Raw genomic sequence first — 9,502 nt, forward strand, 5'->3', positions numbered from 1 at the left:
GCAGCCCCGGGATACTTGAATGGAAGATTTCTTTCGCGAGCTGGCGGCCGACGCGCCACGCTGGAATTTCATCTGGATGTATGACGATCGCCAGCAGGGCAAGGTGCTGGCCGGGCTTTGGATGACGATCAAGCTGAGCGTGCTCTGCCTGATCTTTTCGGTGCTCATCGGCCTTGTCGGCGCCTGGATGCAGGGCGCGCGCTCGGCCATCGTCCGCGCCATTGTGCAGGGTTACATCCAGTTCTTCCGCAATACGCCGCCCCTGGTGCAATTGCTCTTCTTCTACTTCGCGCTTGGGCAGTTCACACCCGTGGTCACCGGCGAAGATGGCTGGACGGTCGAGCCGATCATCTCGAATGTCGGCTGGGCGGTCATATCGCTGAGTTTCTTCGCGGGCGCCTTCAACGTGGAGATCTTCCGCGCCGGGATCGAAGCGGTACCGGAGTCCACGGTCGAAGCGTCGGAATCGCTCGGGTTCTCGCGGCTGCAGACCTATATCTACGTGGTCTTGCCGCTCGCATTCCGCGTCTGCCTGCCCGCGCTCAACAACAACCTTGTCAATCTGGTCAAAACCACGACGCAGGCCTATGCCATCGCCGTGCCGGAATTGCTCTATCATTCAGTCTCGATCTGGAATGACTATCCATCGGCGCAATATCCCACCATGCTGATGCTGTTCTTTGCCTATATCATCCTGGTCGCGATCCTGGTCTTCGGCATGTCGCGGTGGGAGCGGTCGATGAAGATCCCGGGGTATGGCACATGAGACGCATTCCAGGCGTGAACGCGCCCGCGGCGGGCGGGATGGCGGTCCTCAAACCGTTTGACGTGCAAAAACACGTGCCGGATGGCTATATCTTTACCCGTTGGGTCGCAAACCTGCCGTGGTGGACGCCGTTCCTGGTGTTGATGGTCATGGCGATCTGGCCAACGCTGGCTTACGCGCAAAGCCGCTATAGCACGGCCGAGGCGTTCGAGGCGCTGTGGCGCTGGATGCCGTTTCTCATCAAATCCGGGTTCTTCTTCAACGTGCTGATTTCCCTTCTGGCGATGGCCATTGGCACGGTTGCGGGGGCGGCGCTCGGCCTGGGGCAGATATCGCTGCACCGCCCGGTGCGCGCCTTCGCCTGGTTCATCACGCAGCTTTTCCGCAACTCCCCCTGGCTGGTGATCCTTTTCATCGTGCTTCTGGCCTTCCCGTTCGAGATCTCGGTCTTCGGCACGTCGGTCCGCATTCCCGACTGGATCAAGGGCGTGATCGGGCTCAGCTTGCCGGTCATGGCCAATATCTCCGAAGTAGTGCGCGGCGCCGTTCAATCGGTCCCCACGGCGCAATGGGAGGCGGCCGAAAGCCTTGCCTTCACGCGCCGGCAGGTGCTGTGGCAGATCATCCTGCCGCAATGCTACAAGCGCATGCTGCCGCCCTGGATGAACTGGTACGCGATCCTGACCATGGCGACGCCGCTCTGCAGCCTGCTGGGGATCGAAGAGCTCATTACCTTGTCGCGGCAGGCAATGGAATCCGAAGACAACCATCCGGAATTGCTGGTGCCCTTCTTCGGCTTCGCCCTGCTTCTTTTCTTCCTCTATTGCTACCCCATTGCTCGCCTGACCATCCGGCTGGAGCGCAAATTCGCGGTGAAACTATGACCTGGACCTCCGATCAACCCATCATCTCGCTCAAGGAAGTGCATAAATCATTCGGTGATCTCGAAGTGCTCAAGGGCGTGTCGCTTGACGTGATGAAGGGCGAGGTGATCTGCATCATCGGGCCTTCAGGGTCGGGCAAATCCACACTCATTCGCTGTATCAACGCGCTCAACGACATTCAGGGCGGATCGATCACCGTGGAAGGGCAGGAGGTGCATGACCCCGATCTTGACAAGCTCGAGCTGCGCAAGAAGGTCGGGATGGTGTTCCAGCAATATAACCTCTTCCCGCACAAGACCGCGCTGGAAAACGTGATGATGGCGCCGCTGAAGGTGCTGCGGCAGAACAAGGCCGAGGTCGAGGCCCGCGCCCGTGCCCTGCTCAAGAAGGTGAGGCTTGAAGGTAAGGAGGGCAGCTATCCCGGCGAGCTTTCCGGCGGTCAGCAACAGCGTGTTGCCATCGCCCGGTCGCTGGCGATGAACCCGGACGTGATGCTCTTTGACGAGGTGACCGCGGCCCTTGATCCGGAAACGGTCAAGGAGGTGCTTGTCACCATTAAGGATCTCGCCGCCGAGGGTATGACCTGCATTCTCGTGACCCACGAAATGGGATTCGCCCGCGAGGTGGCGGATCACATCTATTTCACCGACCGGGGTGTGATTGTCGAACACGGCCCGCCGGCGACGTTCTTTTCCGAGGCGAGCGATCCGCGAACCCAGGAGTTCCTGAGCCAGATCCTGTAGCCTCTGCAGATAAAATCAGGGTGTTGATCCCAGGGGCAAATCGGCGGAGGTAGAGGGCAGGGGGTTGGTCATAGAAGGCAGCAGAACACGATGACGTCCGACACCACGCAACCCGCAGACGCCTTGACCCTACTGGCGTGTCAGATCGACATTCCGCCGATGACGACGGCCTCGGAGCGGGACGCGCATCTCCTGCAATCCACAGAAAAGGTGCGGCGTCGGTTGGAGGATGAGAGCGGCGCGGTTGACCTGGTTGTCCTGCCTGAGTTGTCGAGCCTCGACTACGCCAGGGAAACGTTTGAAAACCTTGACGAAATGGCGGAGCCGCTTGATGGTGCTTCGTTCCAGGCATGGCGCGCCGTGGCGATGGCGCATGATGTTTTCGTGGCCTTCGGATTTGCCCGCAAGGGTCCGGGCGGCCCGTTCATTTCGATGGGCGTGGTCGGGCCGGATGGCACATTGGTCGGGCATTATGACAAACTCCATCTGGCGCAATACGGCGCGTCGATGGAGAAGGAGTATTTTCACCGTGGCGATCATGTTTTCGTATTTGACATCAAAGGTTTCCGGCTGTCGCCGATCATCTGCTACGACATTCGCATCCCCGAGCTTTCCCGCACCCTCGTGCTTGACCGCAAGGTCGATGTGATCCTGCATTGCGGGGCGTATTACCGGGATGAGAGCTTTCACACATGGCACCCCTTCGCCACGACCCGCGCCATGGAGAACCAGGTGTTCTTTCTGTCACTGAACCGCGCCGGGGCCAATTACGGCAATTCGCTTTTCTGCCCGCCCTGGCAGGATGAAAACACGCCACCGCTCGCGTTTTCGGAGCGGGAGGAGGATTTCAGGCTGATCACGCTCGATCGCGAAACGCTCTGCCAGGTGCGGGAAGCGTATTCGTTTCTCAAGGACAGGCTCGGGGATTACGCAGGCGGCCTGGACCCTCGCTAAGGCGGCGCCACCGGCAGTTACAGCGCGGGCCTTCCGGCGACCCATACCTGCCGGATCGCCCGGTCATCGCCCATCATGATGGTGGGGAACAGGGCTTCCCAAAGATCGTCAGCCTGCGCGTGGCGTTGCGCGATGGCGGGGGTGGAGGCGAGGTCGATGGCGATCACGTCAGCCTCGGCGCCCGGGTGCAAATTGCCGATGACGCCGCCCATGTGCAGCGTCTCCGCCGACCCGGCGGTCGCCAGCCACAGAAGCTGCGCCGGATGCAGCGCAGTGCCGGTCAGTTGCCCGATCTCATAGGCCGCGGCCATCGTGCGCAGCATCGAAAAGCTCGACCCGCCGCCAGTGTCGGTGGCCAGCCCCACGCGCTGCCCCTCGGCGATGCGCGCGGCGGTGTTGAAAAGGCCTGAGCCGATGAACGTGTTCGAGGTGGGGCAGTGGATCAGCGCACCGCCAACCTCACGCAGCCGGTCGCGCTCGCGGTCCTCCAGATAGATCGCGTGGCCATAAAGCCCGCGCGCGCCCAGTAGGCCATTCGCCTCGTAGGTATCAAGGTAATCCCGCGCCGCCGGATAGAGGGATTTGACCCAGGCGACCTCATCGGTCTGCTCGCTCAGGTGGGTCTGCATCAGGCAATCGGGGTGTTCGGCCCAGAGTGCGCCCATTGCCGCCAATTGCTCCGGCGTCGAGGTGGGTGAAAATCGTGGCGTGATCGCGTAGGACAGCCGGTCCACCCCATGCCAGCGCGCAAGCAACGCCTTGCTATCGTCATATCCCGATTGTGCCGTATCGCGCAGTCCCTCAGGCGCGTTGCGATCCATGCAGGTTTTACCGGCGAAAACCCGTTGGCCGCGGGCTTGGGCGGCGGTGAAAAACGCATCGACGCTTTCAGGATGAATCGTGCAATAGCTGCACATGCTCGTGGTGCCGTTTGCCAGAGTCAGATCAAAGTATCTGTCTGCAACTTCAGCGGCATAGGCGGCGTTGTTGAACTTCATTTCTTCGGGGAAGGTATAGCTGTTCAACCAGTCGATAAGCCGCTTTCCCCAACTCGCGATCATGGCGGTCTGCGGATAGTGCGCATGGGCATCGACAAAGCCCGCGATGACAAGCGCATCCCCTTGGTCTTCGATCACGGCGTCGGGGACCATCGACGAGAGCGCGGCCCGCGTCCCGGTGGCGGCAATGCGTCCACCCTGCATCAATACCGCCTCCGCGATCACCGCCGCCCCACCCGTATCGCCATCGAAGGGCGAGCGGGTGAAGGACAGGACTTGTCCTGTCAGGATCGTATCGGGATGGGTCATCGTGCAAAGGGTTCCTGTTTCTGTGCCGCCAGACAGGATACGCATCCCGGGCAACGGGGTAAATCTGCCTATTTTCATTGTTTTCCCGAAGCTGCTTCTTTAATCCTCAATGCAATCGCGGAAGGGAGGGGCGCATGGCTGACGAAACTGACCAGAATGAGCCCGAAGAGGTCCGCGAAGACCCGCGCGACGAGGATCGCGATGAGGATGCCTATCTGCTGAACCCGCAGGCGGTGGCGCGGATCATCCAGGCGGTCGATCTGGGCGATCAGCAACTTCTCTGGGACGAGATGGAGCCGCTGCACGCGGCCGATATCGCCGACCTTCTGGAGCAGATCAGCGCCTTTGACCGGCGCCGCCTGATCGAGCTTTACGGCGAGGAATTCGACGGCGATCTGCTGACGGAGTTGGACGAATCCATTCGCGAGGAAGTGATCGAGATCCTGCATCCCGAGGTTCTGGCCGAGGCGGTGCGCGAGCTTGAATCGGACGATGTGGTCGATCTGGTCGAGGACCTCGAAGACGAGCAGCAAGAGGCCATTCTCGAGGTCCTGGAGGACAGCGACCGGGTGGCGGTGCGGCAATCGCTGACCTATCCGGAATACTCCGCCGGGCGTTTGATGCAGCGCGAAGTAGTGATGGCGCCGGAGCATTGGAATGTCGGCGAAGCCATTGATTACATGCGAAATCAGGACGATCTGCCAGAGCAGTTCTACCACATCATCCTGGTCGATCCCAAGCTGCGGCCCGTGGGCAATGTCATGCTGGGCAAGATCATGGCCTCGCCCCGGGTGGTGATGCTGAGTTCCCTGGTCGAGGAGACATTTCACACCATCCCCGTGACCCAGGATGAAGAAGATGTGGCATACGCCTTTAACCAGTACCACCTGATTTCTGCGCCGGTGGTGGATGAGAACGAGCGCCTTGTCGGGGTGATCACGATCGACGACGCGATGGTGGTTCTGGATGAAGAGCATGAAGAGGATATCCTGCGCCTTGCGGGTGTCGGCGAAAGCAGCCTGAGCGACAAGGTGATCGACACGACCAAGCGGCGGTTTCCCTGGCTGGCGGTGAACCTTGTGACGGCGATCCTCGCCTCGCTGGTGATCGCGCAGTTCGAGGCGACGATTGCGCAATTCGTGGCTCTGGCCGTGCTGATGCCGATCGTAGCGTCCATGGGCGGCAATGCGGGCACCCAAAGCCTGACCGTTGCGGTGCGGGCGATTGCCACGAAGGATTTGACCTCATCGAACGTCTGGCGCGTGATCCGACGGGAATGTTTCGTGGGGCTCATCAACGGGGTGATCTTTGCCGTGGTCATGGGCATCGTCGGCGTTCTGTGGTTTGGCGGGCCTGAGCTTGGTTATGTGATCGCCGCCGCAATGGTCATCAATCTGGTCGTTGCGGGGCTCGCCGGGACGGTCATTCCGGTCATTCTGGACCGGGTGGGGATCGACCCGGCGCTGGCCTCTGGCGCTTTTGTGACAACGGTCACGGATGTGGTCGGGTTTTTCGCCTTTCTGGGGCTGGCGGCGGTGGTGTTGCTATGAACGATTTGCAGGAGCGGAAAGATGCGGCGCGCAAGGCGGCTTTTGCCCGGCGCAAGGCCGCGCATGAGGCCGGCGGGGCAGGGCGCGCGGGGCTCTTGTCCGGTGTTCTGGCGGGATATCGCGGGGTGCCGATGTCGGGCTTCATGCCGATCCGCACCGAGATCAGCCCGCTGCCCGCCATGGAAGAGGCCGCGGCCCACGGGCCGGTGGGCGTGCCGGTGATCGAAGCGGCGGGCAAGCCGCTCAAATTCTCCCGTTGGGAGCCGGGCTGTGCGCTCAAGGACGGCCCGTTTGGCGCGATGATCCCGGCGGTAGACGATTTCTTCGAACCGGAAATTCTCGTGGTGCCGCTGGTTGCTTTCGACCGGCAGGGGGGACGGCTTGGTTATGGCGGCGGTTTCTACGACCGTACGCTGGAGCTGCTGCGCGGCAAGCGCCCGACATTGGCCATCGGTTTCGCCTACGCGGCGCAGGAGGCAACGGACCTGCCGCTTGAACCGACGGATCAGCCGCTCAACATGGTGGTCACGGAAAACGAGGTGATTACCTTCTGAGGTCCCCTCAGAGGTTCATGTATCTTTCCGCCGCCGTCACGATGGCACTGGCAAGGTTCGTCTTGTTGGCATTCGCGCTGGCGCATTCCGTCGGGTTTGAGCCGAAAAACGGTTCGATCAGCGTGGCCGGGGCGCGTCCCGATTTCAAAGAGGTCTCACCGCGCCGTTGCTGTCCGGATGCCTGAAATGGCGTCACGACACCGCCGCTGCCTTGCGGCCAGTCTCCAAACCCGAGGACGGCGTCCATTTCTTCGAAGAGCAGCGTTGCGAAACTGCGACCCCGTGTCGATCCGGGGCAGTATAGGATGCCGGTCCCTTTCGAGGACGTGTTGTGCGAGCTGTTGAAATGAAGCTCGACGGTGATGTCCGACCCGAAGGCATCCGATGCCTGATAGGCCCCGGCAATCCCTACGTTGTCACGGAAAAACGTGCGGATCGTCAGGTGGGTTGCGGTGTTTTGAATGCGTTGAGCCAGGTCGGAATTCCAGGTGTATTCATATGCCTGAAGTGTTGGGGAATATGCTCCCTGACTATTTTGGGTATGGCCGACAATGACGCCTAGTTTCATAATGAAATCCTCCAAATAATCTGCATAGGTTAACACGGAACACCATTTCAGCGAAATTCGAGGATGGGCCATGGCCGAACATGAATACGAAGCGCGTGTTGTCTGGACCGGGAACCGTGGGCAGGGGACGGCAACCTACAAGGGGTATGACCGGACCTGGAACATCGAGACGCCGGGCAAACCGGTGGTCCATTGTTCGAACGATCCGCTCCTGGGCGGTGATCCGACGTTGCATAACCCCGAGGACCTGCTGATCGCGAGCCTGAGTTCGTGCCATATGCTCTGGTATCTGCATCTGGCCAGCGATGCGGGGATTGCGGTGATCGCCTATCAAGACGACCCGCTGGCCGTCGGCGAAACCGAACGCGGCGGTGCCGGTCGGTTCCTGCGCGCCACGTTGCGCCCGCAGATCACCGTGCCGGAAGGCACCGACCTGTCGGTGGCGGACGCCATTCATCATGAGATCCACAAGACCTGCTACATCGCCCGATCGGTCAATTTCCCGGTAGACTACGCCGCGGAATACTCGTTCGGCTAATCCGTTTCGTCGGGGGCGTAGTCGAGGATGTCGCCGGGGGTGCAGTCAAGCGCCTGGCAGATCTTTTCAAGCGTCTCGAACCGCACGCCCTTTACCTTGCCGGATTTCAGCAGAGAGACGTTCTGTTCGGTGATGCCGACGATCTCGGCCAGCTCCTTGGAGCGCATCTTGCGCCGCGCCAGCATCACGTCAAGGGTCACGACAATTGGCATTACGGTGGCGTTTCCCCGGTTCTTCCCACTTACACGAAGGCCCTGTTTTCATCCGAAAGGCGCGACGCTTCGAGCATAATATGACTAACGGCGGCAATGACCAGACCGATGATGATCGCATAGACATTGGCGCCGTCGATGCCGATGGAGATCCGGAGGCCGTCGGTTTTCCAGACGCTCACGAACATGCCCGCGATGCAGGTCGACAGGATGCTGACCGGGGCCATGCTGAAGATGATCCAGCCGATGCTGCGCATGCGCCGTTGCACATCCGCGGTAAAGAGATGCGGGCGTAGGAAACTGCGGAAGAGAAGGTGCACCTGAAAGAGGAAGTAGAGCCCGAGGATATCGGTACTGATCCAGAGCAGGGTGATAAGCAGAAGCTGCGGCGGGCTGAGCGTGTCGACCGGCAGGGTGATGCCAAGCTCGGCCAGCAGCAAGGTCACGAAAGCCTGATCCGCGCTGAGCGCGCTGACGAGAACATAGACCTGTGAGCCGATCGCCAGAAGGATCGTCACGGCACTGACCCAAACACCGATGCGCGACAGGCGCGTCAGACTGCCCATTGGTTTGGCATCATGCGTCGAAGATGACGGATTCATTTCGCACTCCATTAAAATTATGCTTGTAAGAATTATCGTAAAACAATAATTAATGCAAGCACAGCGACGTTTGCTGGCAACCTATCATATGAGCGGAGAATTACCATGTATTATCGAAGTATCGTGTTGGCTGGCGCAATTACGCTGGCTTTTTGCGTGCCCACAGCCGAGGCGCAGGAACGTTGGCAGGGGCTCTATGGCGGCATTGCGATCGCGGGGCAGAACGTGACCGCCAATGTGGAACGATCGGCGATCCATCGCTATTCCGAGGATGCGCTGTCGCTGGGTGTTTACGGCGGCAAGAACTTCGTCAGCGCAAACGGGTTCGTCTGGGGGCCGGATGTGCTTTTGACCTCGTTATCGACGCCCGGTGCGCGCCGAGGCGAGGGGCTTGGCACAACGAGCTTTCGCGGCAGCTTTCTTCTGAGCCCGCGGGTGCGGCTGGGGTTCGCGACCGATAACGTGATGTTCTATGGCGTATTGGGTGCGGGGATTACCGATGCAACCGTCCGTTCTGCCGGGCGCGGAGATGGCGGCAAGATCATCGCCCGCGCCGCTTATGGTGTGGGCATGGAGTTTGCCACGAGCGAGCTTTGGTCCGTAAGGGCGGAGGCCGTGACCTATAACCTGAACGTGGATGACCGTAGTTTCGGGTTCCGGACGCGCGATATCGATGGCGATATCGGGCAGATCAGCATTGGCCTTTCTCGCAAGTTTTGAGGTGGACCTTTGATCTCGGCATAGCCGGTCCGGGTGGGTTGGCTATGCGTATCCATGTTTTTCAGGCCCGGGGTCGGGATAAGGAGACGCGCCCCCTGACGGAA

12 protein-coding genes are annotated in these 9,502 nt (G+C 60.5%); 8 read left to right on the forward strand and 4 right to left on the reverse strand.

Features of this window, described 5'->3' with window-relative positions; genetic code table 11:
* The first annotated feature begins 19 nt into the window (after positions 1-19).
* The 4 genes from RBB29_RS16995 (at position 20) to RBB29_RS17010 (ending at position 3,347) form a co-directional block, all read left to right on the forward strand.
* Positions 20-766, forward strand: a complete 747-nt coding sequence (locus RBB29_RS16995; protein ID WP_306115508.1) for an amino acid ABC transporter permease — start codon at positions 20-22, stop codon at positions 764-766.
* Positions 763-1,650, forward strand: coding sequence for an amino acid ABC transporter permease (locus RBB29_RS17000; RefSeq protein WP_306115509.1), 888 nt, complete (start codon positions 763-765; stop codon positions 1,648-1,650). The genes RBB29_RS16995 and RBB29_RS17000 overlap by 4 nt, the downstream gene beginning before the upstream one ends.
* Positions 1,647-2,393 (forward strand): amino acid ABC transporter ATP-binding protein, encoded by a 747-nt coding sequence (locus RBB29_RS17005; RefSeq protein WP_306115510.1) that lies wholly within the window; start codon positions 1,647-1,649, stop codon positions 2,391-2,393. Before RBB29_RS17000 ends, RBB29_RS17005 begins: the two co-directional genes overlap by 4 nt.
* Positions 2,394-2,483: 90 nt before the next feature.
* Complete coding sequence (locus RBB29_RS17010; RefSeq protein ID WP_306115511.1) at positions 2,484-3,347, forward strand: carbon-nitrogen hydrolase family protein; 864 nt, start codon at positions 2,484-2,486, stop codon at positions 3,345-3,347.
* A gap of 17 nt (positions 3,348-3,364) precedes the next feature.
* Here RBB29_RS17010 and guaD read toward each other — a convergent pair whose 3' ends face one another.
* The gene (guaD, locus tag RBB29_RS17015; protein ID WP_306115512.1) at positions 3,365-4,654 is read right to left on the reverse strand and encodes a guanine deaminase; all 1,290 of its coding nucleotides are present in this window, start codon (positions 4,652-4,654) and stop codon (positions 3,365-3,367) included.
* Positions 4,655-4,788: 134 nt separating this feature from the next.
* Here guaD and mgtE point away from each other — a divergent pair, with 134 nt between their 5' ends.
* Complete coding sequence (gene mgtE / locus RBB29_RS17020) at positions 4,789-6,204, forward strand: magnesium transporter (protein WP_306115513.1); 1,416 nt, start codon at positions 4,789-4,791, stop codon at positions 6,202-6,204.
* Positions 6,201-6,758, forward strand: coding sequence for a 5-formyltetrahydrofolate cyclo-ligase (locus RBB29_RS17025; RefSeq protein ID WP_306115514.1), 558 nt, complete (start codon positions 6,201-6,203; stop codon positions 6,756-6,758). The genes mgtE and RBB29_RS17025 overlap by 4 nt, the downstream gene beginning before the upstream one ends.
* A gap of 7 nt (positions 6,759-6,765) precedes the next feature.
* Here RBB29_RS17025 and RBB29_RS17030 read toward each other — a convergent pair whose 3' ends face one another.
* A complete protein-coding gene (locus RBB29_RS17030; RefSeq protein ID WP_306115515.1) occupies positions 6,766-7,326 on the reverse strand; it encodes an N-acetylmuramoyl-L-alanine amidase in 561 nt (186 codons plus the stop codon).
* A gap of 70 nt (positions 7,327-7,396) precedes the next feature.
* Here RBB29_RS17030 and RBB29_RS17035 point away from each other — a divergent pair, with 70 nt between their 5' ends.
* Positions 7,397-7,864 carry an OsmC family protein gene (locus RBB29_RS17035; protein ID WP_306115516.1) on the forward strand — a complete coding sequence of 156 codons (468 nt, stop codon included), beginning with the start codon at positions 7,397-7,399 and terminating at the stop codon, positions 7,862-7,864.
* Here RBB29_RS17035 and RBB29_RS17040 read toward each other — a convergent pair.
* Together RBB29_RS17040 and RBB29_RS17045 are read right to left on the reverse strand one after the other, a co-directional pair.
* Entirely contained in the window at positions 7,861-8,076 is a 216-nt protein-coding gene (locus tag RBB29_RS17040; protein ID WP_306115517.1) for a helix-turn-helix transcriptional regulator, read from the reverse strand. The genes RBB29_RS17035 and RBB29_RS17040 overlap by 4 nt on opposite strands.
* A gap of 29 nt (positions 8,077-8,105) precedes the next feature.
* Positions 8,106-8,642 (reverse strand): DUF2975 domain-containing protein, encoded by a 537-nt coding sequence (locus tag RBB29_RS17045; RefSeq protein WP_306115518.1) that lies wholly within the window; start codon positions 8,640-8,642, stop codon positions 8,106-8,108.
* A 141-nt stretch (positions 8,643-8,783) separates the two neighbouring features.
* Here RBB29_RS17045 and RBB29_RS17050 point away from each other — a divergent pair, with 141 nt between their 5' ends.
* A complete protein-coding gene (locus RBB29_RS17050; RefSeq protein WP_306115519.1) occupies positions 8,784-9,398 on the forward strand; it encodes an outer membrane protein in 615 nt (204 codons plus the stop codon).
* The last annotated feature ends 104 nt before the right edge of the window (positions 9,399-9,502 follow it).

The organism is Roseovarius sp. MMSF_3359 (assembly GCF_030733385.1).
Taxonomy (GTDB): Bacteria; Pseudomonadota; Alphaproteobacteria; order Rhodobacterales; family Rhodobacteraceae; genus Roseovarius.

What these genes read in the sequence shown, in the direction of transcription:
- RBB29_RS16995 (WP_306115508.1), top strand. Translation starts at nt 20, where the DNA reads ATGGAAGATTTCTTTCGCGAGCTGGCGGCCGACGCGCCACGCTGGAAT.
- RBB29_RS17000 (WP_306115509.1), top strand. Translation starts at nt 763, where the DNA reads ATGAGACGCATTCCAGGCGTGAACGCGCCCGCGGCGGGCGGGATGGCG.
- RBB29_RS17005 (WP_306115510.1), top strand. Translation starts at nt 1,647, where the DNA reads ATGACCTGGACCTCCGATCAACCCATCATCTCGCTCAAGGAAGTGCAT.
- RBB29_RS17010 (WP_306115511.1), top strand. Translation starts at nt 2,484, where the DNA reads ATGACGTCCGACACCACGCAACCCGCAGACGCCTTGACCCTACTGGCG.
- guaD (WP_306115512.1), bottom strand. Translation starts at nt 4,654, where the DNA reads ATGACCCATCCCGATACGATCCTGACAGGACAAGTCCTGTCCTTCACC.
- mgtE (WP_306115513.1), top strand. Translation starts at nt 4,789, where the DNA reads ATGGCTGACGAAACTGACCAGAATGAGCCCGAAGAGGTCCGCGAAGAC.
- RBB29_RS17025 (WP_306115514.1), top strand. Translation starts at nt 6,201, where the DNA reads ATGAACGATTTGCAGGAGCGGAAAGATGCGGCGCGCAAGGCGGCTTTT.
- RBB29_RS17030 (WP_306115515.1), bottom strand. Translation starts at nt 7,326, where the DNA reads ATGAAACTAGGCGTCATTGTCGGCCATACCCAAAATAGTCAGGGAGCA.
- RBB29_RS17035 (WP_306115516.1), top strand. Translation starts at nt 7,397, where the DNA reads ATGGCCGAACATGAATACGAAGCGCGTGTTGTCTGGACCGGGAACCGT.
- RBB29_RS17040 (WP_306115517.1), bottom strand. Translation starts at nt 8,076, where the DNA reads ATGCCAATTGTCGTGACCCTTGACGTGATGCTGGCGCGGCGCAAGATG.
- RBB29_RS17045 (WP_306115518.1), bottom strand. Translation starts at nt 8,642, where the DNA reads ATGGGCAGTCTGACGCGCCTGTCGCGCATCGGTGTTTGGGTCAGTGCC.
- RBB29_RS17050 (WP_306115519.1), top strand. Translation starts at nt 8,784, where the DNA reads ATGTATTATCGAAGTATCGTGTTGGCTGGCGCAATTACGCTGGCTTTT.